The sequence below is a fragment of the Modestobacter sp. VKM Ac-2982 genome (assembly GCF_026967935.1).
GTDB lineage: Bacteria > Actinomycetota > Actinomycetes > Mycobacteriales > Geodermatophilaceae > Modestobacter.
In genome coordinates this window covers 92,324-116,770 of record NZ_JAPVBL010000004.1, presented here as the reverse complement: position 1 = coordinate 116,770, position 24,447 = coordinate 92,324, and the positions used below count along the sequence as shown (strand labels likewise).

The window sequence follows — 24,447 nt, the reverse complement described above, 5'->3', positions numbered from 1 at the left end:
ATGACCGGTGCGATCGTCGAACGGCCGGACGTCGGTCAGGTCGCTGAGCTGGAGCCGCGGCTGGCCGAGCACCGGCGTGAGCTGACCGGGTACTGCTACCGGATGCTCGGGTCCTCCTTCGACGCGGAGGACGCGGTCCAGGAGACGATGGTCCGGGCCTGGCGGTCGCTGGACCGCCTGCAGGGCAGCGGGGCGCTGCGCTCGTGGCTGTACCGGATCGCCACCAACGTCTGCCTCGACGCTCTCGACGGGCGCAAGCGCCGGGCGCTCCCGGTCGACCTGTCCGACGAGTCCTCGGCCCCGGTGCCGGCCTCGTTGGCCGGCGTGCTGGCCGACGGCGCGTGGGTCGAGCCGGCGCTGGACCGCGCGGTCCTGCCCGTGGGGGGCGACCCGGCCGACCTGGCGGTGCAGAAGGAGTCGGTGCGGCTGGCGTTCGTCGCCGCGCTGCAGCTCCTGCCGCCGCGCCAGCGGGCCGTGCTCATCCTGCGGGACGTGCTGCGCTGGAAGGCCGACGAGGTGGCCGCGCTGCTCGAGACGTCCGTCGCCGCCGCGAACAGCGCGCTGCAGCGGGCCCGGGCCACGCTCGCCGCACACCAGGCGCGGGACAAGGCCCCGGACCGGGACGTGGCCGCCCCCGATGCCGAGCTGCTGGCCCGGTACCTGGACGCCTTCCTCCGCTACGACATCGAGGCGCTGGTGGCCCTCCTCCACGAGGACGCCGTGATGGACATGCCGCCCTACGCGATGTGGCTGCGCAGCGCCGCGGACATCGGCGCCTGGTTCGCCGGCCCCGGCGCGGAGTGTCGCGGTTCGCACGTGGTGCCGCTGGAGCTCAACGGCTACCCGGCGTTCGCCCAGTGGCGGCCGAACGGGCCGGACGGCGCCCACCGGCCATGGGCCGTGCACGCGCTGACCACGGCCGACGGGCGGATCACCCGGATGACGGCGTTCCTGGACACCCGACTGTTCGACCTCTTCGGCCTGCCCCGGGACCCGGCGGCGGGGGGCTGACCCGGTTCAGGGCTGCCTCCGGGGCAGGGTCGCGACCGGGGCACCTCAGCCGTGGTCAGCCCGCCGTCGGGCCGCACGACCGCCTGGATCGTGCTCGGCCTGTCCGGGCCGTCGGCACCGCGCCGTCGGCGGTCCCCCGCCACCGGCTCAGCGGTCCGGGTCTCCGGGGCGGACCAGCCCGTTCTCGTAGCCGTAGACCACTGCCTGCGCACGGTCGCGCAGGTGCAGCTTCTGCAGCACCCGGCTGACGTGGCTCTTGGTGGTCTGCTCGGCGATGAACAGCTCCGCGGCGATCTCGGCGTTGGACAGCCCGCCCGCCATCAGCGTCAGCACCTCCCGCTCCCGCTCGGTCAGCCCGTTCAGCGCCGGGTCCGGCGGACGGGCGATCGTCCGGGCGTCGACGAACTGCTCGATCAGCCGGCGGGTCACCCCCGGCGCCAGGAGAGCCTCACCGCCGGCCACCACGCGGATCGCCCGCAGCACCTCCTCTGGTTCGCTGTCCTTGAGGAGGAAGCCGCCGGCCCCCGCCTGCAGCGCGGCGTACACGTAGTCGTCGAGGTCGAAGGTGGTCAGCACCACCACCTTCGGCCGGTGGCTGCCGGGCTGGTCCGCGGCCAGCATCCGCCGCGTCGCCTGGAGACCGTCCAGCACGGGCATCCGCACGTCCATCAGCACGACGTCGGGGCGCAGCATCCGGGCGGCCGCGACCGCCCGTTCCCCGTTCTCCGCCTCGCCCACGACGGTCATGTCCTCCTGGGAGTCGACGACGGAGCGGATGCCCAGCCGGATCATCGACTGGTCGTCCACGACGAGCACGCGGATCACGAAACGGCCCCTGGTCCGGCCGCCACGCCGCGGTCGGGCAGGTCGGTCGCGACGGGCACCTCCGCCGCCAGCGGCAGGTGGGCATCCACCTGCCATCCGCCACCGGGTACGGGGCCCGCGCTCGACCAGCCCCCCAGCAGCGTTGCGCGTTCGCGGATGCCGATCAGCCCGTGGCGAGCCCGGGTGGGGTCGCGGAGGTCCATGCCCGCACCGGGCTGAGCGACCGGGGAGGCGGTCGGTGGGTTGGTGACCGTCAGCTCGATCGCGTGTCCCTCCGGTGCGAGCCGGACGTCGACGGTCGCCGGCGCACCCGGGGCATGCCGGACGACGTTGCTCAGCGCCTCCTGGACCACCCGGTACGCCGCCGCCTGCACGATCTCCGGGACCTCCCGGGTCACCAGCGCCGGGTCCACCGTGAGCCGGGCCGCCGTCCCGCCGCGCGCCGTTCCGGCGACCAGCTCGGGCAGGTCGGGCAGTGTCGGGGTGGGCGTGACCGGGGCGTTGGCCCCGTCGTCCCGCAGCACGCCGAGCAGCTGGCGCATCTCCGCCATGGCGGCCTTGGCCGAACCCGCGATCTGCTGCAGCTCGGCGGCCGCCTCCGGGCCCAGGTCGGGAAGCCGGAAGCGTGCGGTGCTGGCCTGCATGTGCACGACCGACATCGTGTGCGCCACCACGTCGTGCAGCTCCCGGGCGATCCGGGTGCGCTCCTCCACCAGCGCCCGCCGGGCCTGCTCGACCGCCACGTCCCGCTGGGCCGCCGACAGCTCGCCGGCCAGCCGGGACCGCTGCTGCCACACCGACCCGGCCATCAGCACGAGCAGGGCGCTTGCCGCGTAGACCACGACGGTGATGTCGCCGGCGGTCTCGCTGCCCCACTCGTCCACCTGGACGGCCATCAGGCAGGCGAGGCCCAGCAGCGAGGCGCCCCAGACCAGGGCAGCCGGCCGCCAGCCGCGGGAGACCGCCAGCAGCCCGACGTGCGCGACGAGGAGCAGGACACCGGGGACGGTGAGCGGCCAGGCATGCCCGTCCACGGGGTCGACCGCCAGGGCGGTGGCCGCCGCCGCCACGAACTGGACGGCGGTGGCGAGCAGTGGACGGCGCAACGCGAGCGGGAGCGCGAGGCCCTGCGGCAGGTGGATCAGCAGCGCGGCGGTGAACGGCAGCCCGTAGACACCCGTGGTGGTGGGCAGCTGCAGGAGCACCAGCAGGATCCCGGCGATCGCCGTTCCGGCCGTCCAGGACCTCGCCGGGGCACGGTCGTCCGGCCGGGTCACCGCCATCCGTCCTCCACCTGCCGCTCCTCCGCCGTCCGGACGGGCACCGGCCCGCCGGTGATCCCCTCCCGCGGGCTCTCCTGCCTGCACGCTAGAGCGTCGCGGAAGGGCCGTCGTCCCTCTCCCGAGCGGGGGGACCCCCTACCGCGGTACGGGTGCGCGCCCCTGGTGCAGCCACCGCGGAGCCATGCCGAACAGCTCCGCAGGCCGACGACCACGGCGTCCTCGCCGTCCTAGCTTCTCCTCGCCGCCGGAGGGTCCGGCGGTTGATCCGCCCCGTCGCCCGGGGCGGGTCGGGAGGGAGCAGCGACCAGGTGCAGGCCTATCTCGTCCTGTCGGTGCTGATGCTGTTGGAGGGGCCGGCCACCACGGTGGCGGCCGGTTCGATGGTCGGCGCCGGTGTGCTGGCGCTGCTGCCCGTGTGGCTGCTGGCCGTCTCCGCCGACGTCGTCGGCGACAGCCTGCTGTACGCCCTCGGCCGGAGCGGGCGGCATCGGCGCATGCTCCCGCTGCTCGCGCGGCTCGGTGTCTCCGGAGCCCGCGCAGCGCGGCTCCTGGAGGACGTGCGTCGACGCCTCCCCCGGGTGGTGGTCGGCGCGAAGTTGGTCGACATCGGCGCCGTCCCGGCCTTCCTCGCGGCCGGTCTGGCCGGCGTGCCCTACCGCCGCTTCGTCGGCTGGGTCGCGCTCACCAGCTCCGCGCGAGCGGCCGTGCTGGTCGCCCTCGGCCTGCTGGCGGGTCCGCACATCGCGGGGATCGCCAGCTCGCCCTGGGCCTTCGTCTCGCTCAGCGCGGCACTGGGCGGCTGCGTGCTCGCCGTCTCGCTCATCGCCAAGAAGTTCATCGCCAAGAAGTCGTCCTCCCTACGAACTCGAGGAGTCCTCCCGTGAAGATCCTGATCGCCGCCGACACCTACGCGCCCGACGTCAACGGCGCCTCGTACTTCGCCCAGCGGCTGGCCGCGGGCCTGGCCACCCAGCACGAGGTGCACGTGCTCGCCCCGTCCCGGAGCCACCACAGCACCTCCGCGCAGGCCACCGGAGGCGTCACCGAGCACCGGGTGCGTTCCCTGCCGGTGCTCGTCCGCCGCGGCTTTCGGATCTGCCCGCCCGCCGGGTTGCAACGCCGCGTCCGAGCAGTGCTCCGGACGGTTCGACCGGACGTGGTGCACGTCCAGAGCCACTTCCTGGTGGGACGGGCGGTGCTCCGTGCGGCGCGCGCGCTGGGCATCCCCGTGGTCGCCACCAACCACTTCATGCCGGAGAACCTGCTGCACTACGTGCCCGGGGGCGCCGCCGTCCGGCGCCGGGCGCACCAGTGGGCGTGGCGGGACGCCGCCGGCGTGCTCGCCCTCGCCGACGTGGTCACCAGCCCCACGCCGTTCGCCGCGGCGTTGGCCGAGTCGGCCGGTGTCCCCGGGCCGGTGCTGCCGATCTCCTGCGGGCTGGACCTGGACCGCTTCGCCCCCGGGCGGGACGGTGCCCGGTTCCGCCGCAGGTACGGACTGCCCTCCGTCCCGGTCCTGGCCTCCGTCGGCCGGCTGGACCCGGAGAAGAACGTGCACGAGCTCATCGAGGCGCTCGCCCTGGTCCGGGCGCGCTGGGACCTCCACCTGCTCGTCGTCGGGGACGGTTCGGAGCGCACCAGGCTCGAGGCGCTGGCCGCCGAGCGGGGCGTGGCGGGTGCGGTGACCTTCACCGGCGTCCTGAGCGACGCCGAGCTGCCCGAGGCCTACGCGGCCGCGGACTTCTTCGGCATGGCCGGCACCGCTGAGCTGCAGAGCCTGGTGACCCTGGAGGCGATGGCCACCGGGCTGCCGGTGCTGGGCGTCGACGCCGGTGCGCTGCCGCACCTGGTGCACCACGGGCGGACCGGCTGGCTCTACCAGCACGGCGACGTCGAGGAGCTCGCCGAGCGGCTGACCGCCCTGCTGGACGACCCGGCGTCCGCCCGGCGGATGGGCCGGCGCGCCCGGGCCGTCGCCGCAGAGCACGACCTGGGCGCCACGCTCAGCGCGTTCGTCGGCCTCTACGACGCCTGCCTCCGCTCCCGCACGGCGGACCAGCCCCGCCGCGATGTCCTGGTGCCGACGTGACCGCGCTCTCGGCGCCGCCGCGACCCGGGCCGGCGACGGCCGTCGCGGCGGACGTCCACCCGGTCCCGGGAACCAGCAGCCGGTCCGCGCCGTGGTTGCCGGCCGTCCTGCTCGGGGTGGCCGTCGCCGTCCTGGCCGGGATCGGCACCGACGTCGTCGGCGGGAGCGCCCCCGACGGCATGCTCAGCGACGCCGTGCACCGGCCCGCCGGCGGCTGGTGGCTCGCGGGGTGCATCGTGGGCCTGGAGATCGCGGCGGCCGGTACCGCCCTCGGGGTGCACCGCCGCCTCGGGGCCGGTGCCCGGCGGACCGCGGTGCTCGGACTGCTGGCGCTGTGGTCGGTCGGCCTCGCCGCGGTGGCCGCGTTCCCCACCGACCTGCCCGGGCTCGACACGACGGCGTGGGGACGGCTGCACCAGGTGGCGGCCGCCGTGGCGATGGTGGTGCCGCCGGTCGTCGGGCTCCTGGTCGCGGCGACCTGCTCGCCCCCGGCTCGCCGCGCCCTGCGCGGTGCGGCGGTCGGCCTCGGCGGGCTGGGCGCGTCCTTCCTGGCCCTGCACGTCCCCGTCGTGTTCGCGGGCGCCGATCCGGTGCCGGGCATCGGGCTGGTCGAGCGGCTGCTGCTGGCCGGCACGGCGACGACCGCCGTGCTCGTCGCCGCGGGCCTGGCCGGCATCGTGGCTCCGCCGCCCGCCACCGAGGGACGTCTCCGGGCAGTACAGCGACGTCGAGGTCGCTCACAGCCAGGGCGTGCCTCGTCCGTGCCCTGAGCACTGGCCAGAGCCCGTGGTCAGCGGTCGACAGGGGTCAGCACCGTCGAAGCACAGGAGCGGCACCCAAGGCTCGCTGAGCTGCACGAACGGGCATCCGAGCTGGTCAGGACGTGGAGCGGGTGACCGGGATCGAACCGGCATGGCCAGCTTGGAAGGCTGGGGCTCTACCATTGAGCTACACCCGCATGCTTACCGCGCCAGCCTATCCCGTGCCCGCGCGGCGCTGTCCGCAGGCCGTCGGCCTAGACTCGCCGTTGGCCACGGGGTGTAGCGCAGCTTGGTAGCGCACCTGCTTTGGGAGCAGGGGGCCGCAGGTTCAAATCCTGTCACCCCGACACTGCCGCGAGGTCTGGAAGACTCGCGGGCACGATCGGCCGCCGTCCCCGCGGAGGCCACGCCCATCCCCGTCGTACCTGAGGAGCACGCCGCTGTGAAGAGCACCATCGAGAACCTGGGCCCGACCCGGGTCCGGCTCGCGATCGAGGTGCCGTGGAGCGACCTGGACCACGCCTTCGGTGAGGTCTACAAGGAGCTGGGCAAGCAGGTGCGCGTTCCCGGCTTCCGCCCCGGCAAGGTCCCCAACCGGGTCCTCGACCAGCGGATCGGCCGCCCGGTCGTGCTCGAGCAGGTCGTCCAGCACGCCGTGCCGGAGGTCTACTCCGAGGCGATCCGGGAGAACCAGGTCCGCGTCATCAGCCAGCCGGACGTGGAGGTCACCCGCATCGACGACGGGGAGGCCCTCGCCTTCACCGCCGAGGTCGACGTCGCCCCCACGCTCGAGCTGCCCCCGCTGGACTCCCTGGCGGTGACCGTCGACGACGTCGAGGTCACCGACGAGGAGATCGACCAGCAGATCACCGTCATGCGCGAGCGCTTCTCCACCCTCTCCGGTGTCGAGCGGGCGGCCGCGGACGGCGACTTCGTCTCCATCGACCTGGAGGCCACGCTCAACGGCGAGGTGCTCGAGGACGGCAGCACCACCGGGATGTCCTACGAGGTCGGCTCCGGCAACCTGATGAACGGCCTGGACGAGGCCGTGCGCGGGCTGTCCGCCGACGAGAGCGCCACCTTCTCCACGGAGCTGCTCGCCGGTGACCAGGCCGGTGAGATGGCCGACGTGACCGTCACCGTCCGGTCGGTCAAGGCCAAGGAGCTGCCGGAGCTGGACGACGAGTTCGCCTCGATCGCCAGCGAGTTCGACACCCTGGCCGAGCTGCGCGAGGACGTCCGCACCCGGCTGGCCCGCACCAAGGTGCTGCAGCAGGGCGCGCAGGCCCGCGACAAGCTGGTCGAGCACCTGCTGGAGACCATCGAGGTCCCGGTGCCGGAGAAGCTGGTCGAGCAGGAGCTCAGCTGGCGCAGCCAGGCCATGGAGCGCGAGCTGCAGCAGGCCGGCATGGACTGGGACGCCTACTTCTCGATGACCGAGGTCGAGAACCGCGAGGCCTACGACGCCGAGATGCGCACGAACGTCGAGAAGGCCGTGAAGACGCAGTTCGTGCTCGACTCGATCGCCGACGCCCGCGAGGTCACCGTCGACAACGAGGACCTCTCCGCGCAGATCATGGCCCAGGCCCAGCGCAACCGGGTCAGCCCGGAGCAGTACGCCCAGCAGCTCCAGCAGGGCAACAACATCGCCGAGTTCGTCGCCGACGTGCGGCGCACCAAGGCGCTCGCCCAGCTGCTCGAGGAGACGACGATCACCGACGAGTCGGGCAACGTCGTCGACCTGGAGGCGCTGCGTCCGCGCACCGTCGCCGCCGACTCGGCCGACGCCGAGGACGCCGACGCGGCTGAGGTCGCCGAGGCCGACGCCGTCGAGGCCGACGCCGCCGAGGAGACCGACACCGAGGCGACGGCCGACAAGGCCTGATCCACCCCGGCACACCGCGCCGCCCGTACCCAGCTGGGTACGGGCGGCGCTGCCGTTCCCGAGGCCCTGGCCGCGGCGTCGCTGCGCCCACGGCGAACACCGGCCCGCGCCGGGAGGAACCGGTCGGGGGTGCGCGTTAGGGTCGACGTGACACTCAGGCACCCCTGAAGGACGACCACACGAGGCCGCACTGACGACCGGCACCGAGGGTCGTCCGCAGCGTCGTCGGTCGCCCCCCGACCACCGGCCAACCCGTTCCACGAGACCGACTGCACCGCAGTCCTACGGAGGTCACCGCACCCGTGAGCAACTCAGACCTGATCACCGCCAGCGCGCCGCTGATGCGCGCCGGCGGCTCGATGATGAACCTCAACGACTCGGTCTACGAGCGCCTGCTGCGTGAGCGGATCATCTTCCTCGGCAGCCAGGTCGACGACGTCATCGCCAACCAGCTGGCCGCGCAGATGCTGCTGCTGTCCGCAGAGGACCCCAAGCGCGACATCCACCTCTACATCAACTCGCCCGGCGGCTCCGTCACCGCCGGCATGGCGATCTTCGACACGATGCAGTTCATCGACTGCGACGTCGCCACCTACGCGATGGGCCTGGCCGCCTCGATGGGCCAGTTCCTGCTCACCGCCGGGACGAAGGGCAAGCGCTACTCGCTGCCCCACACGCGGATCCTGATGCACCAGCCCTCGGCCGGCGTCGGCGGCACCGCCTCCGACATCGCCATCCAGGCTGAGCTCTTCCGCAACACCAAGGCCCAGCTCAACGAGCTGCAGGCGCAGTTCACCGGGCAGACGGTCGAGCAGATCGAGAAGGACTCCGACCGCGACCGCTGGTTCACCGCGCAGGAGGCCCTCGAGTACGGCTTCGTCGACCACGTGGTGACCCGCGCGGAGACCATGACCTCGACCGACAACCCGGTCACCGACGGACCGGAGAAGTGACTATGAGCGACTTCCAGATGCCGCAGAGCCGGTACATCCTCCCCTCCTTCGTCGAGCGCACGAGCTACGGCATGAAGGAGTCGAACCCGTACAACAAGCTCTTCGAGGAGCGCATCATCTTCCTCGGGGTGCAGGTCGACGACGCCTCGGCCAACGACGTCATGGCGCAGCTGATCACGCTGGAGTCCAACGACCCCGACCGTGACATCACCATGTACATCAACAGCCCCGGTGGCTCGTTCACCGCGCTGACGGCCATCTACGACACGATGATGTTCGTCCGCCCCGACATCCAGACCGTCTGCATGGGCCAGGCGGCCTCCGCGGCCGCCGTCCTGCTGGCTGCCGGGACCAAGGGCAAGCGCCTGGCGCTGCCGTACTCCCGCGTGCTGATCCACCAGCCCTCCGGCGAGGCCGGTGGCCAGGTCACCGACCTGGAGATCCACGCCCGGGAGATCGAGCGGGTGCGGGTGCAGATGGAGCAGATCCTGGCCCGGCACACCGGACAGACCCAGGAGCAGGTCCGCAAGGACATCGACCGGGACAAGATCCTCACGGCCCAGCAGGCCATGGAGTACGGGATCGTCGACCAGGTCATCCAGAGCCGCAAGCTCAACGCGCTGCCGCCGGTCTGATCCGGTGACAGGACGGGCCGAGAGCGCGCGTGTCGCGCTCTCGGCCCGTACCGTTCTCCCATCTCTCGTTTCGGTGTTCTCCCCGCAGTCCGCCGGGTCACGGGGGAGGGCCGGGGCGGGTGTTGCGGGCCGGGCGAGCCGGGTGAGTTCCTGCCTGGGAACGTCGGATCAGCCGGGTAGGTTCGGTGAACGCCCGATTCCCCGGTCACGACCGCAGGGACACCGAACGCCAGCAGGACGGGCGTCGACAAGGGCATGACACAGCACGAACCAACGGGACCGCGGCAGCGCTGTCCCATTCGAGGTGGAGGTCAGCCAGGTGGCACGTATCGGTGAGAGCGGCGACCTGCTCAAGTGCTCGTTCTGCGGGAAGAGCCAGAAGCAGGTCAAGAAGCTCATCGCTGGCCCTGGGGTGTACATCTGCGACGAGTGCATCGACCTCTGCAACGAGATCATCGAGGAAGAGCTCTCGGAGTCGTCGGACCTCAAGTTCGACGAGCTGCCCAAGCCCAAGGAGATCCACGACTTCCTCGAGCAGTACGTCATCGGCCAGGACCAGGCCAAGCGCACGCTCGCCGTCGCCGTCTACAACCACTACAAGCGGGTGCAGGCCGGCGGCACGGACCGGGGCCGGGACGAGGGCGTCGAGCTCGCCAAGTCCAACATCCTGCTGATGGGCCCGACGGGCTGCGGCAAGACGCACCTGGCGCAGACGCTGGCCCGGATGCTCAACGTGCCCTTCGCGATCGCCGACGCCACGGCGCTCACCGAGGCCGGCTACGTGGGCGAGGACGTCGAGAACATCCTGCTCAAGCTGATCCAGGCGGCCGACTACGACGTCAAGCGCGCCGAGACCGGGATCATCTACATCGACGAGGTCGACAAGATCGCCCGCAAGAGCGAGAACCCGTCGATCACCCGGGACGTCTCCGGTGAGGGCGTTCAGCAGGCGCTGCTGAAGATCCTCGAGGGCACGACCGCGTCGGTGCCCCCGCAGGGTGGGCGGAAGCACCCGCACCAGGAGTTCATCCAGATCGACACCACGAACGTGCTGTTCATCGTCGGTGGCGCGTTCGCCGGGCTGGACCAGGTGATCGAGGCACGCACGGGCAAGCAGGGCATCGGCTTCGGCGCCGAGGTCCGCGGCAAGGCCGAGATCGAGGAGGCCAACGCCTTCGCGCAGGTCATGCCCGAGGACCTGCTGAAGTTCGGCATGATCCCCGAGTTCATCGGCCGGCTGCCGGTGATCACCAGCGTGCAGAAGCTCGACCGCACGGCGCTGATGAACATCCTCACCGAGCCGAAGAACGCCCTGGTGCGCCAGTACCGGCGACTGTTCGAGCTCGACGGGGTGGAGCTGGAGTTCACCGACGACGCGCTCGAGTCGATCGCCGACCAGGCCATCCTGCGGGGCACCGGTGCCCGTGGTCTGCGGGCGATCCTGGAGGAGGTGCTCCAGTCGGTGATGTACGACATCCCCAGCCGCGAGGACGTCGCCACGGTCGTCATCACCCGCGAGGTCGTGCTGGAGCACGTGAGCCCCACCCTCGTGCCCCGCAAGCCCGCCCGCGCCCCCCGCGAGAAGTCCGCGTAACCCAGCCACACCCCGACGGCCCGTTCCCCTCAGGGGAGCGGGCCGTCGCGGCTTTCAGGAACAGGTGTGCGCAGACTGTCAGCTGGCAGCTGCCCGACTGACAGTCCGCGCCCGCCGTCCACAGATGCTCGGCGCGGCTGCGGCGCCCAGGCCGGGCGCGCCAGGCTGTCGGGGTGCGGCACGACGTCGAAGGCCTGGTCGGACCGCGAGGATGGACCACGTGGGCGCAGTTGACGGCGCAGGTGAGCCCGACGACCGTCCGCTCCTGGGTCGCGAGTGGCCGGCTGCTGCGTCTCGGTGGTGGCTGCTACGCGGTGCGGGGGTCGACGACCGACTGGCGGGTCCGGGTGGCTGCTGCCGTCCGGTCGCGGGAGGCCGTGGTCAGCCACGCCACCGCCCTGGCGCTCTGGGGCCTCGTCGCGCCGCCCGTTGGTCCCGTCCACGTCACCGTGGCGCCGGGCCGCAGTGGTCGTGGTGGCCCGGGAGTCGTACTGCACCGGGTGGCCGATGTGGACTGGCACGTGCGGCCGGTCGGCGGGTTGCCGGTGACGTCGGTCGAACGTTCGGTCGTCGACGCGTGGGCTGATCCCTCCGGTGCCGGGCGCCCCGCTGTCCGCGCAGCAGCGATCACCGCGGTCCGCCGGCGGCTGTGCACGGCGCGACAGTTGGCCGATGAGCTGGCTCGGCGTCCCCGGTTGCCCGGGCGAGCTGCCTTGACCGAACTCGTCCGGTTGCTCGCCGACGGGTGCCAGAGCGAGCTCGAGATCTGGGGTTGCCTGCAGGTCCTGCGTGCTCCGGGCATGCCGGCGTTCGTCCAGCAGCGTCCGATCACGGTGGCGGGGGAGCGGTTCCTCCTCGACGCCGCCTGCGAGGACGTGCTGCTCGCCGTCGAGATGGACGGGGCCGCCTGGCACGGCTCCCGCGAGCAGCGGGAGCGGGACATCCGCCGAGATGCCCTGGCGGCCACGGTGGGGTGGCAGACGCTCCGGTTCGGCTACCGGAGGCTCACGGTCGAAGCCGCCGCCTGCCAGAGGGAGATCCTGACCGTCCACGCGGCCCGGCGCCGCCTGCTCGGGCTCGACGGTGTGCGCTGAGTGCCAGGTCCAGGCTCGGCACCTGGCACTCAGCGCACACGGTCAGGCGGTGGGTGTCTCGGCGAGGACGACGTCGACGTGGAGCGGGCCCTCGCCGGCGACCACGGTCAGCGACTGGATCCGGCCGGCGTCCACCAGGTCACCCCGGGCGGCCTCGACCGCGGCCATCCGCGCCGCGGAGACGGTCACTGTCGTCGTCGCGACGTCGGTCCGCATCGACGTCTTGGCGTCGGACTTCGCCTTGCGCACCAGCGACAGCACCTCGGCCGCCGCCGACACCACCGCCGGGTCGCCACCGGCCGGCAGCTCGGTCGCGGTCGGCCAGAGCGCCTGGTGCACCGAGCCGGTCTGCCACCAGGACCAGACCTCCTCGGTCACGAACGGCAGCACCGGGGCCAGCAGTCGCAGCTGCACCGACAGCGCCAGCGCCAGCGTGGCCTGGGCGGAGGCAGCCCCGGGGCCAGAGCCGTAGGCGCGGGTCTTCACCAGCTCCACGTAGTCGTCGCAGAACGACCAGAAGAACGACTCGGTGACCTCGAGCGCCCGGGTGTAGTTGTAGGCCTCCATCGCCGCGGTCGCCTCGTCGACCACCTGCGCCAACGAGGCGAGCAGCCCGAGGTCGATCGGCTCAGTGACCGCCTCGGCCGTCAGGTCGGGAGAGGCTCCCAGCCCCAGCACGAACTTGCCGATGTTGAGCACCTTCATCGCCAGCCGGCGGCCGACCTTCATCTGCGCCTCGTCGAACGGGCTGTCCGCCCCCGGCCGGGCGCCGGCGGCGCGCCAGCGGACTGCGTCGGTGCCGTAGCGCTCCAGGACGTCGATCGGGGTGGTCGCGTTGCCCTTGGACTTCGACATCTTCTTGCGGTCGGGGTCGACCACGAAGCCGGAGATGGTGGCGTGCGTCCACGGCACCGTGCCGTGCTCGAAGTGCGCCCGGACGACGGTGGAGAACAGCCAGGTGCGGATGATGTCGTGCGCCTGCGGCCGCTGGTCCATCGGGAAGACGTGTGCGAACAGCTCCGGGTCGGTCTCCCAACCCGAGGCGACCTGCGGCGACAGCGACGAGGTGGCCCAGGTGTCCATGACATCGGGGTCGGCCATGAACCCGCCCGGCACGCCCCGCTGGTCGGCGGTGAAGCCCTCGGGGACGTCGGAGGACGGGTCGACCGGCAGCGCCGACTCCGGCGCCAGGATCGGCGCGGAGTGGTCGGGTTCGCCCTCGGAGTCCAACCGGTACCAGACCGGGAACGGCACACCGAAGAACCGCTGCCGGCTGATCAGCCAGTCGCCGTTGAGCCCCTCGACCCAGTTGTCGTAGCGGTGCCGCATGTGCTCGGGCACCCACTGGATCTCCCGGCCGCGGGCCAGCAGGGCGTCGCGCAGGTCGCCGTCCCGCCCGCCGTTGCGGATGTACCACTGCCGGGTGGTGACGATCTCCAGCGGGCGCTCGCCCTTCTCGAAGAACTTCACCGGGTGGGTGATCGGCTTCGGGTCGCCCGCCAGGTCGCCGGACTCGCGGAGCAGCTCGACGATCCGCTGCTGCGCGCTGAAGGAGGTCTTGCCGGCCAGCTCGCCGTACACGTCGGCGGGCACGTCGGCCGGCGGCTCGGCGAGGAAGCGGCCGTCCCAGCCGATGACGGCGCGGGTCGGCAGCTGCAGCTCCCGCCACCAGGTGACGTCGTTCAGGTCACCGAAGGTGCAGATCATCGCGATGCCCGAGCCCTTGTCCGGCTCGGCCAGCCGGTGGGCGACCACGGGGACCTCGACGCCGAACAGGGGAGTGGTGACCGTCTTCCCGAACAGCGGCTGGTAGCGCTCGTCGTCGGGGTGGGCGACCAGGGCGACGCACGCCGGCAGCAGCTCTGGGCGGGTGGTCTCGATGAACACCGGGTCGCCCGAGGGCCCACTGAAGCCGATCCGGTGGTAGGCGCCGGGGCGTTCCCGGTCCTCCAGCTCGGCCTGGGCGACCGCGGTGCGGAAGGTGACGTCCCAAAGGGTCGGCGCCTCCTGGGCGTAGGCCTCCCCGCGGGCCAGGTTGTGCAGGAACATCTTCTGCGCGGTGGCCCGGGAGGACTCCGAGATGGTCCGGTAGACGTTGGACCAGTCGACCGACAGCCCGACCCGACGCCACAGCTCCTCGAACGCCGCCTCGTCGACCGCGGTCAGCCGCTCGCACAGCTCGACGAAGTTGCGCCGGGAGATCGGCTGCTGGTCCTTGCCCGGCTTCTCCGGCGGCTCGAACGACTCGTCGTAGGGGAGCGAGGGGTCGCAGCGCACGCCGTAGTAGTTCTGCACCCGGCGCTCGGTGGGCAGGCCGTTGTCGTCCCAGCCCATCGGGTAGAAGACGTGCTTGCCGCGCATCCGCTGGTAGCGGGCGACGATGTCGGTGTGGGTGTAGCTGAACACGTGACCCACGTGCAGCGACCCGCTCGCCGTCGGCGGCGGCGTGTCGATCGCGTAGGTCTGGGCGCGGGGGGCGGACAGCGCCGCGTCGCGGTCGAAGGCGTAGGTGTCGCCCTCGGCCCAGCGGGCCACCCACTTCTCCTCCAGCCCGTCGATCGAGGGCTTCTCGGGTACGCCGCCGGTGCTCCCCGGGGGAGTGCTGTCCAGGGATCGGGTGTCGGCAACCATGACTGGCATCCTAAGAGCGATGAGCACCTCCCTTTCCCGTGACCTGGCCCGGGTCGAGCAGGCGCTCTTGGCGCGGTGGCCGGAGAACCGGCTCGAGCCGTCGCTGACCCGCATCTCCGCCCTGGTCGACCTGCTCGGCTCCCCGCACCGGGCGATGCCCGTCGTCCAGGTGACCGGCACCAACGGCAAGACGACGACGGCGCGGATGGTCGACGAGCTGCTGCGCGGCTTCGGCCTGCGGGTCGGCCGGTTCACCAGCCCGCACCTGGAGTCGATGCGCGAGCGGATCGTGCTCGACGGCGAGCCGCTGCCGGCCGAGCGCTTCGTCGAGGTCTACGACGACGTCGCCCCCTACGTGCAGATGGTGGACGCGGGCAGTGACGTCCCGATGTCCTTCTTCGAGGTGATGGTCGCGATGGCCTACGCCGCCTTCGCCGAGGCGCCGGTGGACGTCGCGGTCGTCGAGGTCGGCATGGGCGGCACCTGGGACGCGACCACCGTCGCCGACGCCCGGGTCGCCGTCGTCACACCCGTCTCGATGGACCACGCCGAGTACCTGGGGCCCGACGTCGCCACGATCGCCACCGAGAAGGCCGGGATCATCAAGCCGGCCACCGGGGACGGCGTGCTGCCCGACGGCCGCCCGGACGGCGGTGTGGTCGCGGTGCTCGCCCACCAGCCGGCCGGCGCGCTGGAGGCGCTGGTGCGGCGGGCGATCGAGGTCGACGCGACCGTCGCCCGCGAGGGCACCGAGTTCGGCGTGCTCGAGCGCCGGGTCGCCGTCGGCGGCCAGCAGGTGCGGCTGCAGGGGCTGGGCGGTGAGTACGACGAGGTCTTCCTGCCGTTGTTCGGCGCGCACCAGGCGCAGAACGCGGCCGTCGCGCTGGCCGCGGTGGAGGCCTTCCTGGGGGCGGGGTCGGCCACCGGCCCGGTCGCCCAGGACGTCGTCCGGGAGTCCTTCGCCGCAGTGCGCTCGCCCGGGCGGCTGGAGCGGGTGCGCACCTCCCCGGCGGTGCTGGTCGACGCGGCGCACAACCCGGCCGGCATGGCGGCGACGGTCGAGGCGGTCCGGGAGTCCTTCGACTTCACCCGCCTGGTCGGCGTCGTCGGCTGCGTCCAGGGCAAGGACGTCAGCGGCATGCTGGCCGAGCTGGAGCCGCTGTGCGCCGAACTGGTGGTCACCCAGAACAGCTCCCCGCGGGCGATCCCGGCCGACGAGCTGGGGGCCCTGGCGGTCGACGTCTTCGGGGCCGACCGGGTCAGCGTGCACCCGCTGCTCACCGACGCGCTCGAGTCGGCGATGGAGCTGGCCGAGGCCGGTCCCGACGACGCGCTCGGTGGGTCCGGCGTGCTGGTCACCGGCAGTGTGATCACCGCGGGGGAGGCCCGCAGCCTGCTCGGCGGCAAGCGGTCGTGACGGCGCCCGACCCGGTGCGCGCCGGCAAGGCGCTGGGCGGAGCTGCCGCCGCGATCCTGCTGCTGGAGGGGATCGCCGTCCTCTTCGTGCCGCGCGGCATCGCCCAGACCGGAGAGGGGCTGACCAGCACCCGGCTCACGGTCGTGCTCGTCCTGGCGGTGTTGCTGATCCTGGCCAGCGGGGTGCAGCGCCGTCCGCAGGGTCTGGTCATCGGCACGGCACTGCAGGTGCCACTGCTGCTCACCGGGCTGATCAGCGGGGCGATGTGGCTGGTCGGCGGCGTGTTCCTGCTGATCTGGCTGTACCTGCTCCAGGTCCGCAAGGAGCTGCTGGGCACGCCCTTCGGGCCGCCGCCGACCGCACCCCCGGCGCCGCCCGCCGGCTGACGGGAGCTCACGCCGCCGAAGCGTCCCCGAGCTGCCCGCGCAGCCGGTCGGCATCGGTGCCCACCTGCCGGAGGACCCGGGTCACCACCGGGTCGCCGACGGCCAGCAGCCCGGCGAGCAGCGCTCCGGTGTCGATGGCCCGGGCCCGTCGGCGCACCTTCGACCGGAGCACGTGCCGCAGCGACTCCTCGAGGGCGCGCTTGCTGCCGTCGGCGAAGGGGATGTGCCCGGCCGGCTCGCGAGCGCCGCGGTCCAGGGCGCCTGGGCCGAACGCGGACTCCGCGGCGGCGCGCACCTGGTCCAGGTCGATGCCCACGGTGGCGAGCGCATCGGCGTCCAGGGCGCTGCCCGACCGGTCCAGAGCCGACCGGAGGTTCGGGTGGTCGGCGCCGGCGGCACGCAGCACCGCGCCGCCGCGGCCGGGGTCCTCGGCCAGGGCCAGCAGCAGGTGCACCGGGTCGATCTTCTCCGCCCGCAGTGTGCGGGCCTCCTCCTGGGCGACGACGACGGCCCGGCGGGCCTCGTCGGTGAAGCGCTCGAACACGTCAGCGGTCCCTTCGTGAGGTGGCGTGCTTCTTGTGGACGGCCTGCTTGCTGACGCCCAGGGCGTCGGCGATCTGCTGCCAGGACCAGCCGCGCGCCCGGGCGTTGCCGACCTGCAGCACCTCCAGGCGGTCGGCTAGGTCGCGGAGCGCACGGATGGCGCGGAGCCCGGTGTCCGGGTCGTCGGCCGCGGCGGCGGTGGTGACGTCGGTGGGGGAGGCCATGCCGTCAACGTAGATTGACGGATGTCAGCTGTCAACCTGAGTTGACGGTCGCCGTCCCGTACGCTCCCGGCCGTGTCTGCACCCACTGCTGAGCGTTCGCTGGTCCTGATCAAGCCCGACGGCGTGGCCCGGGGCCTGGTCGGCCAGGTCATCGCCCGCCTGGAGGCCAAGGGCCTGCGCCTGGTCGCCGCCGAGCTGCGCACCCTGACCACCGAGGTCGCCGAGGAGCACTACGGCGAGCACCGCGAGCGGCCCTTCTTCGGCTCGCTGGTCGAGTTCATCACCGGGGGCCCGCTGCTGGCGCTCGTGGTCGAGGGGCCGCGCGCCATCGAGGCGTTCCGTGCGCTGGCCGGCGCGACCGACCCGGTGAAGGCGGCGCCCGGCACGATCCGCGGCGACTTCGCCCTCGAGGTGCAGGCCAACATCGTGCACGGCTCCGACTCGCCCGAGTCCGCCGCGCGCGAGATCGCGCTCTTCTTCCCCCAGCTCTGACCCGTCAGGGGCCGAAGTCGCGACTTTGGCCCCTGACGGAGCGGCTACCCTGGGCGGGTCATGACTGTCGAGTCTCTATACCCCCGCCTCGAGCCCCTCCTCGCCCAGGTCCAGAAGCCCATCCAGTACGTCGGTGGCGAGCTCAACGCCCAGGTGAAGCCGTGGGACGACGTCGCCGTCCACTGGGCGCTGATGTACCCCGACGCCTACGAGGTGGGCCTGCCCAACCAGGGCCTCATGATCCTCTACGAGGTGCTCAACGAGCGCGCCGACGCCCTGGCCGAGCGCACCTACGCCGTCTGGCCCGACCTCGCCGGGCTGATGCGCGAGCACGGGGTCGGCCAGTTCACCGTCGACGCCCACCGCCCGGTGCGGGAGTTCGACCTGCTCGGCGTCAGCTTCGCCACCGAGCTCGGGTACACGAACCTGCTCGAGGCGCTCGACCTCGCCGGCGTCCCGCTGCACGCCGTCGACCGCGACGAGAGCCACCCGGTGGTCGTCGCCGGTGGGCACGCCGCCTTCAACCCCGAGCCGGTCAGCGACTTCGTCGACTGCGCGGTGCTCGGGGACGGCGAGCAGGTCGTCGGGGACATCACCGACGTCGTCGCCGCCTGGAAGGACCAGGGCCGCCCCGGTGGGCGGGTCGAGCTGCTGGCCCGGCTCTCCCGGGTCGACGGGGTCTACGTGCCCCGCTTCTACGCGGTCAGCTACGCCGCCGACGGCACGATCGCCGAGGTGCGCCGCACCCGGGACGACGTCCCGGCCCGCGTCGGCAAGCGCACGGTGATGGACCTGGACGAGTGGCCCTACCCCAAGCAGCCGCTGGTCCCGCTGGCCGAGAGCGTGCACGAGCGGATGAGCGTGGAGATCTTCCGCGGCTGCACCCGTGGCTGCCGGTTCTGCCAGGCCGGGATGATCACCCGCCCCGTCCGCGAGCGGACGATCACCGGCATCGGCTCGATGGTCGACGCCGGGCTCAAGGCCACCGGCTACGAAGAGGTGGGCCTGCTCTCGCTGAGCAGCGCCGACCACTCCGAGATCGGCCAGCTGGCCAAGGAGCTCGCCGACCGGTACGAGGGCACCAACACCGGCCTGTCGCTGCCCTCCACCCGGGTCGACGCCTTCAACGTCACCCTGGCCAACGAGCTCTCCCGCAACGGACGCCGCTCCGGGCTGACCTTCGCCCCCGAGGGCGGCAGCGAGCGGATCCGCCGGGTGATCAACAAGACCGTGTCCAAGGAGGACCTGGTCCGTACGGTCACCACGGCGTACGCCAACGGCTGGCGCCAGGTGAAGCTCTACTTCATGTGCGGTCTGCCCACCGAGACCGACGAGGACGTGCTGGAGATCGCCGAGCTGGCGGTCGAGGTGATCCGCGCCGGCCGGGAGGCCAGCGGCAGCAAGGACATCCGCTGCACCGTCTCCATCGGTGGCTTCGTGCCCAAGCCGCACACCCCCTTCCAGTGGGCGGCCCAGGCCAGCGCCGAGACGATCGACCACCGGCTGCGGATCCTGCGCGAGGCGATCAACGCCGACCGCCGGATCGGCCGTTCGATCGGCCTGCGCTACCACGACGGCAAGCCCGGGGTGATCGAGGGACTGCTGTCCCGCGGCGACCGCCGGGTCGGGAAGGTCATCGAGCGGGTCTGGCGCGACGGCGGTCACTTCGACGGCTGGAGCGAGCACTTCTCGTACGACCGGTGGCAGACGGCCGCGGCCGAGGAACTCGCTGCCTTCGGGCTCGACCTCGCCTGGTTCACCACCCGGGAGCGCACCGAGCACGAGGTCCTGCCCTGGGACCACCTGGACTCCGGGCTGGACAAGGAGTGGCTCTGGGACGACTGGCAGGACGCGATCAGTGAGGACGAGGTCGGCGACTGCCGCTGGACCGGCTGCTACGACTGCGGCGTCTGCCCGACGATGGGCACCGACATCCAGATCGGGCCCACCGGGCGCAGCCTGCTGCCCCTGACCCCCGTCAGCCGGTAGTGGCCCGCACCCCGGACGGCCCACCGCCGCCGCCGACCGTGCAGAAGCTGCGGCTGCGCTACACCAAGCGCGGACCGCTGCGGTTCGCCTCGCACCGCGACCTGGCCCGCGCCCTGGAGCGTGCGCTGCGTCGTGCACAGGTGCCGATGGCGTTCTCCGCCGGCTTCAGCCCGCACCCGAAGATCTCCTACATGGGGGCGGCGCCGACCGGTGCGGCCTCGGAGGCGGAGTACTTCGAGATCGGGCTGTCCGCCCGGCGTGACCCGGAGCAGGTGCGGGCCGCACTGGACGCCTCGTTGCCGCCGGGGATCGACGTCCTGGAGTGCGTCGAGGCGGTCGAGGGCAGCGGCTCGCTGGCCGACCGGCTCGACGCCACCCGGTGGCGCATCGACCTGCCCGGGGTGGACGCCGACCAGCTGTCCGCCGCCGTGCAGACGTTCCTCGCCCAGGAGGTGGTGCTGGTCGCGAAACGGACCAAGAACGGCACCAAGGACGTCGACGCGCGGGAGGCCGTCGTCTCCGCTGCGGTCGCTGTTGAGGCAGGTTGTGCCATACTGCTCGTGGTCGTACGGCAGCTCACGCCGACCGTGCGACCGGATGACGTGATGGCCGCTCTGGCTGCCGTCGCCGACCTGCACCCGCCGTTGCCCGCCCGGGCCGTGCGTGAGGCGCAGGGCCGGCTCGACGACAGCGGTGACGTCGCCGATCCGCTCGGGCCCGACCGCGTGGCCAGTTCCCGCTGCCAGGGGGAGCCGGCTCAGGTCTGACCCGGTCGGACCCGGATGCGCCCGGCGTCGCCTGCGCCACGTCTGCCAGCCGTGGCGCTGCACCACCTGAACTCGGCACCACCTGATCTTTCGGACCACCGCACCACCCGTGTTCAGCACGCTGCACCACCGGGCCCCAGCCGCACTGGCCGGGGCGCGGACCAGACTTCGCGGGCCGGGCAGAACCGCCGCTCCCAGTGGCCGCCCGACCCGCCCAACCCACGTTCCTGCGCGGCCGCCAGTCGGAGACGATCGGCGCCCGGGGACGCACAGGAGGCGAGCCCTTCGTGGCCGACCACGACGACAACGAGAACAGCACCGACCTCGGCACCGCGGAGGGATCGACGCCTCCCGCCGATCTGCTCGGCGGCCCGGCGGACCCGGCCGATACCGAAGGCCTGCTCGGTGAGCCGGACGACGAGCCGACCGCCGAGGAGCCGGCCGAGATCCCGGTGGCCGAGGCGGTGACGCCCCAGCCGGAGCACGAGCTCCCCAGGTTCGGCGCACAGTTCAGCTCACCCGAGCCCACGACCGTCACCGCCCGGCCCCGCCGTCGCGCGACCCGGCCGGCCGTGACCGCCGACCCCGACTCCGTCGAGCCCCCTGCGCCGCAGCTCTCGCACGTCGCCCCCGCCTTCATCAGCTTCGTGGCCCCCGAGCCCGAGGTCGCTGCACCGCGCCGCCGCAGCCGCCGTCCCCAGGCCGAGTCGCCGAGCGAGTCGACCGAGACCGACACCGGCCGGACCGACGACCGCCCGGCCACCGACGAGCGGGACGCCGAGCAGGCGCCGCCGCGGCGTTCCCGCAGCCGTCGCCGCAGTGCGGCCGAGAGTGAGCCGGTCGAGGTCGAGGAGACCGAGACCACCGAGACCGACGAGCGGGACGCCGAGGACGCCGACGACCGCGATGGCGAGGACGGCGGTTCCTCGGGCAGCCGTCGCCGGCGCCGGGGCCGTCGGGGCCGCGGCCGTGGACGCACCGGTGAGGACGCCACCGACGGCGACCGCGAGGACGAGGACGCCGAGGCCCCGGCCGGTGCCGACGAGTCCGACGACAGCAGCGAGCGCGACAGCAGCGAGCGCGACAGCAGCGAGCGCGACAGCAGCGAGCGCGACAGCAGCGAGCGCGACGGCCAGGACGACGAGGACGACGACGCTGCCGAGGGCGGCTCGGGGTCCAGCACCCGTCGCCGTCGCCGTCGCCGTCGCCGCGGCAGCAGCGGCGAGAGCGGCAGCAGCGGCGAGAGCGGCAGCGACGACACCGCCGAGGACGCCGACGACCGGCCGGAGCGCGCAGGCCGCAACGGCCGCACCTCCAGCGACGACGACGTCCGGGGCGTGGCGGGCTCCACCCGGCTCGAGGCCAAGCGCCAGCGCCGCCGTGAGGGCCGCGACGGTGGCCGTCGCCGCGCGCCGATCCTCTCCGAGTCGGAGTTCCTGGCGCGGCGCGAGGCCGTGGACCGGGCGATGGTCATCCGGCAGCAGGGTGAGCGCACCCAGATCGCCGTCCTGGAGGACGACGTCCTCGTCGAGCACTACGTCACCCAGGCGCAGGCGACCTCGTTCGCGGGCAACGTCTACCTGGGCCGCGTGCAGAACGTGCTGCCCAGCATGGAGGCCGCCTTCGTCGACGTCGGCAAGGGCCGCAACGCCGTCCTGTACGCCGGCGAGGTCAACTGGGACGCCGCCGGTCTGTCCGGCAAGTCCCGCTCGATCGAGACCGCCCTCAAGTCCGGCGACAAGGTCCTGGTCCAGGTCACCAAGGACCCGATCGGCCACAAGGGCGCCCGGCTGACCCAGCAGGTCAACCTGCCCGGCCGCTTCCTGGTCTACGTGCCGGGTGGCTCGATGACCGGCATCAGCCGCAAGCTGCCGGACAAGGAGCGCCAGCGGCTCAAGGACATCCTGAAGAAGATCGTCCCCGAGGACGCCGGCGTCATCATCCGCACGGCCGCGGAGGGCGCCTCGGAGGAGGAGCTCACCCGCGACGTGGCCCGGCTGCAGGCGCAGTGGGAGGTCATCCAGACCAAGGCGTCTTCGACCAGCAACGCGCCGACGTTGCTCTACGGCGAGCCGGACCTGGCGATCCGCGTGATCCGCGACGTCTTCAACGAGGACTTCAAGCGGCTGGTCGTCCAGGGCGACGACGCCTGGGACACCGTCGAGGCCTACGTCGCGCACGTCTCCCCGGAGCTGTCCGAGCGGCTGCAGCGCTACGCCGGCACCGGCGACGTCTTCCACGACCTGCGGATCGACGAGCAGCTGATGAAGGCGCTCGACCGCAAGGTCTGGCTGCCCTCGGGCGGCTCGCTGGTCATCGACCGCACCGAGGCGATGACGGTCGTCGACGTGAACACCGGGAAGTTCGTCGGCTCCGGCGGCAACCTCGAGCAGACCGTCACCCGGAACAACATCGAGGCCGCCGAGGAGATCGTCCGTCAGCTCCGGCTGCGGGACATCGGCGGGATCATCGTCATCGACTTCATCGACATGGTCCTGGAGAGCAACCGCGACCTCGTGCTGCGGCGGCTCACCGAGTGCCTCGGCCGCGACCGCACGAAGCACCAGGTCGCAGAGGTGACCTCGCTGGGCCTGGTGCAGATGACCCGCAAGCGGGTGGGCCAGGGGCTGCTGGAGGTCTTCTCCGAGCCGTGCGAGCACTGCCGCGGCCGGGGTGTCCTGGTGCACGTCGACCCGGTGGACGACAAGAAGCGGTCCAGCGGGAACGGCGGCGCCGGCAACGGCGCCGGCAACGGTGGCGGCGGCAACGGCGGCCGCAACCGGGGTGACTCGGGCAACGGCTCGGGCGCTCCGGGCGGTGGCTCTGGCACCGTCTCCGGCTCCGGCCGCGACAAGGGCCGGAACGACCGGGCGAAGGACGCCGACGTCGTGACCCCCGAGGTCGAGGAGACGGCACCCGCGACGGAGCAGGAGGCCACCCCGACGCCGGCGGTCGAGGCCCCGGAGACCGACGGGACCGAGACCGGCGGCGGTCGCGGCCGGCGCAGCCGCGGCGGTCGGGACCGTGGCGCCCGCGACGGCGGCACCAAGGACCGTGGTCCCGCGGACACCGGTGCGCCGGACGCCGCTCCGCAGGAGGAGCCGGGCGCAGCGGTGACCGAGACGCCGGAGACGGTGGACGAGGGCACCGCGACGTCACGTCGCGAGGACCCGGCCGCCGGCTGGGACGTGGCGGACGCCATGGCGCTGCAGGGCGGGGCCTCCTTCGACGAGCCGGCCGCGGCGGAGCAGGCTGTCGAGCCGGACGTCGAGCCGACGCCCGAGCCGGAGACCGAGCCGGAGACCGAGCCGGTCGACGACGGTCGGGGTCGCCGCAGCCGGGGTCGCCGCGGACGCGGGCAGTCGGCCGAGGCCCGGGCGGCCGAGGACGCTCCCGTCACCGAGGCGCCTGTCACCGGGACATCTGTCAGCGAGGCGCCCGCCGCCGAGCAGCCGACGCCGGACAGCGTCCTGGCGGCGGTGGTGGCCCCACCGGCCGAGCCGGAGGCCACGGTCGCTGCCGAGGACCGGTCGGAGCCGACCGTCGTCGTGACACCCCAGCCGGTCGCCGAGCCCGCGGCCGTTCAGGACGTCCCGGCGGCCCGGCCGCGGCGCCGCAGGGCCGCCTCTCGGCCCGCAGGCCCGCCGGCCTGATCGAGGGGCCCGGTGCCCCCACCGCGGGCGAGCTCGCGGTGGGGGCACGGGGCCGACCGGGTCGACCGCACGCGGTTCGACCCGGGCACGGTGCCTCGGGTACGCTGGACGGGTTGCTCCACCACGGGCCGTGCACTCCGGTGCCGCCTGGGAGGCGCGAGCAGCACGTCCAGCACTCGGCCCTCGTGGCGGTCGTGCGCGCAGGACAACAGTGC

At 73.0% G+C, this 24,447-nt stretch carries 20 protein-coding genes and 2 tRNA genes; 16 read left to right on the top strand and 6 right to left on the bottom strand.

Annotated elements, in window-relative coordinates:
* A complete protein-coding gene (locus tag O2W20_RS15010) occupies positions 1 to 1,011 on the top strand; it encodes a sigma-70 family RNA polymerase sigma factor (RefSeq protein ID WP_269171377.1) in 1,011 nt (336 codons plus the stop codon).
* A gap of 147 nt (positions 1,012 to 1,158) precedes the next feature.
* On the opposite strand, the gene O2W20_RS15005 is transcribed toward O2W20_RS15010, so the two are convergent.
* Together O2W20_RS15005 and O2W20_RS15000 are read right to left on the bottom strand one after the other, a co-directional pair.
* Complete coding sequence (locus O2W20_RS15005; protein WP_269171378.1) at positions 1,159 to 1,836, bottom strand: response regulator; 678 nt, start codon at positions 1,834 to 1,836, stop codon at positions 1,159 to 1,161.
* Positions 1,833 to 3,119, bottom strand: a complete 1,287-nt coding sequence (locus tag O2W20_RS15000; protein ID WP_269171379.1) for a sensor histidine kinase — start codon at positions 3,117 to 3,119, stop codon at positions 1,833 to 1,835. Before O2W20_RS15000 ends, O2W20_RS15005 begins: the two co-directional genes overlap by 4 nt.
* 260 nt (positions 3,120 to 3,379) lie before the next feature.
* Here O2W20_RS15000 and O2W20_RS14995 point away from each other — a divergent pair, with 260 nt between their 5' ends.
* Genes O2W20_RS14995 through O2W20_RS14985 form a run of 3 tightly spaced genes read left to right on the top strand, consistent with a single transcriptional unit; the run spans position 3,380 to position 5,978 of the window.
* Positions 3,380 to 4,003 (top strand): DedA family protein, encoded by a 624-nt coding sequence (locus O2W20_RS14995; protein ID WP_269171380.1) that lies wholly within the window; start codon positions 3,380 to 3,382, stop codon positions 4,001 to 4,003.
* A complete protein-coding gene (locus O2W20_RS14990) occupies positions 4,000 to 5,208 on the top strand; it encodes a glycosyltransferase (protein WP_269171381.1) in 1,209 nt (402 codons plus the stop codon). Before O2W20_RS14995 ends, O2W20_RS14990 begins: the two co-directional genes overlap by 4 nt.
* Positions 5,205 to 5,978, top strand: a complete 774-nt coding sequence (locus tag O2W20_RS14985; protein ID WP_269171382.1) for a DUF998 domain-containing protein — start codon at positions 5,205 to 5,207, stop codon at positions 5,976 to 5,978. The genes O2W20_RS14990 and O2W20_RS14985 overlap by 4 nt, the downstream gene beginning before the upstream one ends.
* 114 nt (positions 5,979 to 6,092) lie before the next feature.
* On the opposite strand, the gene O2W20_RS14980 is transcribed toward O2W20_RS14985, so the two are convergent.
* Positions 6,093 to 6,166, bottom strand: a tRNA-Gly gene (locus tag O2W20_RS14980).
* A gap of 76 nt (positions 6,167 to 6,242) precedes the next feature.
* On the opposite strand from O2W20_RS14980, the gene O2W20_RS14975 reads away from it, so the two are divergent.
* From O2W20_RS14975 to O2W20_RS14950, 6 genes are all read left to right on the top strand, one after another.
* A tRNA-Pro gene (locus O2W20_RS14975) sits at positions 6,243 to 6,316 on the top strand.
* Between the two features lie 95 nt (positions 6,317 to 6,411).
* Entirely contained in the window at positions 6,412 to 7,854 is a 1,443-nt protein-coding gene (gene tig / locus O2W20_RS14970) for a trigger factor (protein WP_269171383.1), read from the top strand.
* Positions 7,855 to 8,156: 302 nt separating this feature from the next.
* Entirely contained in the window at positions 8,157 to 8,807 is a 651-nt protein-coding gene (locus O2W20_RS14965; protein WP_373286332.1) for an ATP-dependent Clp protease proteolytic subunit, read from the top strand.
* A 2-nt stretch (positions 8,808 to 8,809) separates the two neighbouring features.
* Entirely contained in the window at positions 8,810 to 9,442 is a 633-nt protein-coding gene (locus O2W20_RS14960) for an ATP-dependent Clp protease proteolytic subunit (protein WP_269171384.1), read from the top strand.
* 319 nt (positions 9,443 to 9,761) lie between these two features.
* Entirely contained in the window at positions 9,762 to 11,036 is a 1,275-nt protein-coding gene (clpX, locus tag O2W20_RS14955) for an ATP-dependent Clp protease ATP-binding subunit ClpX (protein WP_269171385.1), read from the top strand.
* 713 nt (positions 11,037 to 11,749) lie between these two features.
* Positions 11,750 to 12,130 (top strand): endonuclease domain-containing protein, encoded by a 381-nt coding sequence (locus O2W20_RS14950; protein ID WP_269171386.1) that lies wholly within the window; start codon positions 11,750 to 11,752, stop codon positions 12,128 to 12,130.
* Between the two features lie 42 nt (positions 12,131 to 12,172).
* Here the strand turns inward: O2W20_RS14950 and valS are convergent, their stop codons facing one another.
* Positions 12,173 to 14,761: a valine--tRNA ligase gene (gene valS / locus O2W20_RS14945; protein WP_269171387.1), complete on the bottom strand. Its 2,589-nt coding sequence runs from the start codon at positions 14,759 to 14,761 to the stop codon at positions 12,173 to 12,175.
* Positions 14,762 to 14,780: 19 nt separating this feature from the next.
* On the opposite strand from valS, the gene O2W20_RS14940 reads away from it, so the two are divergent.
* Together O2W20_RS14940 and O2W20_RS14935 are read left to right on the top strand one after the other, a co-directional pair.
* On the top strand, positions 14,781 to 16,178 hold the full coding sequence (locus O2W20_RS14940) for a bifunctional folylpolyglutamate synthase/dihydrofolate synthase (RefSeq protein WP_269171388.1): 1,398 nt from the start codon (positions 14,781 to 14,783) through the stop codon (positions 16,176 to 16,178).
* On the top strand, positions 16,175 to 16,564 hold the full coding sequence (locus tag O2W20_RS14935) for a DUF4233 domain-containing protein (protein WP_269171389.1): 390 nt from the start codon (positions 16,175 to 16,177) through the stop codon (positions 16,562 to 16,564). The genes O2W20_RS14940 and O2W20_RS14935 overlap by 4 nt, the downstream gene beginning before the upstream one ends.
* Before the next feature lie 7 nt (positions 16,565 to 16,571).
* Here the strand turns inward: O2W20_RS14935 and O2W20_RS14930 are convergent, their stop codons facing one another.
* Together O2W20_RS14930 and O2W20_RS14925 are read right to left on the bottom strand one after the other, a co-directional pair.
* Positions 16,572 to 17,108 (bottom strand): Clp protease N-terminal domain-containing protein, encoded by a 537-nt coding sequence (locus O2W20_RS14930; protein ID WP_269171390.1) that lies wholly within the window; start codon positions 17,106 to 17,108, stop codon positions 16,572 to 16,574.
* 1 nt (position 17,109) lies between these two features.
* Positions 17,110 to 17,331 (bottom strand): helix-turn-helix domain-containing protein, encoded by a 222-nt coding sequence (locus tag O2W20_RS14925; RefSeq protein ID WP_036336706.1) that lies wholly within the window; start codon positions 17,329 to 17,331, stop codon positions 17,110 to 17,112.
* Between the two features lie 72 nt (positions 17,332 to 17,403).
* Between O2W20_RS14925 and ndk the strand changes: the two genes are divergently transcribed.
* The 4 genes from ndk to O2W20_RS14905 all read left to right on the top strand — a co-directional run bounded on the left by ndk (position 17,404) and on the right by O2W20_RS14905 (position 24,232).
* Entirely contained in the window at positions 17,404 to 17,823 is a 420-nt protein-coding gene (gene ndk, locus O2W20_RS14920; RefSeq protein ID WP_269171391.1) for a nucleoside-diphosphate kinase, read from the top strand.
* Between the two features lie 60 nt (positions 17,824 to 17,883).
* Positions 17,884 to 19,812: a TIGR03960 family B12-binding radical SAM protein gene (locus O2W20_RS14915; protein WP_269185511.1), complete on the top strand. Its 1,929-nt coding sequence runs from the start codon at positions 17,884 to 17,886 to the stop codon at positions 19,810 to 19,812.
* Positions 19,812 to 20,579 (top strand): TIGR03936 family radical SAM-associated protein, encoded by a 768-nt coding sequence (locus O2W20_RS14910; RefSeq protein WP_269171393.1) that lies wholly within the window; start codon positions 19,812 to 19,814, stop codon positions 20,577 to 20,579. The genes O2W20_RS14915 and O2W20_RS14910 overlap by 1 nt, the downstream gene beginning before the upstream one ends.
* A gap of 287 nt (positions 20,580 to 20,866) precedes the next feature.
* Entirely contained in the window at positions 20,867 to 24,232 is a 3,366-nt protein-coding gene (locus O2W20_RS14905) for an Rne/Rng family ribonuclease (RefSeq protein WP_269171394.1), read from the top strand.
* Positions 24,233 to 24,447 lie beyond the last annotated feature (215 nt).

Coding starts and splice junctions, on each gene's coding strand:
- valS (WP_269171387.1), bottom strand. CDS start 14,761: ATGGTTGCCGACACCCGATCCCTGGACAGCACTCCCCCGGGGAGCACC.
- O2W20_RS14960 (WP_269171384.1), top strand. CDS start 8,810: ATGAGCGACTTCCAGATGCCGCAGAGCCGGTACATCCTCCCCTCCTTC.
- O2W20_RS15010 (WP_269171377.1), top strand. CDS start 1: ATGACCGGTGCGATCGTCGAACGGCCGGACGTCGGTCAGGTCGCTGAG.
- O2W20_RS14915 (WP_269185511.1), top strand. CDS start 17,884: ATGACTGTCGAGTCTCTATACCCCCGCCTCGAGCCCCTCCTCGCCCAG.
- O2W20_RS14925 (WP_036336706.1), bottom strand. CDS start 17,331: ATGGCCTCCCCCACCGACGTCACCACCGCCGCCGCGGCCGACGACCCG.
- O2W20_RS14940 (WP_269171388.1), top strand. CDS start 14,781: ATGAGCACCTCCCTTTCCCGTGACCTGGCCCGGGTCGAGCAGGCGCTC.
- O2W20_RS15000 (WP_269171379.1), bottom strand. CDS start 3,119: ATGGCGGTGACCCGGCCGGACGACCGTGCCCCGGCGAGGTCCTGGACG.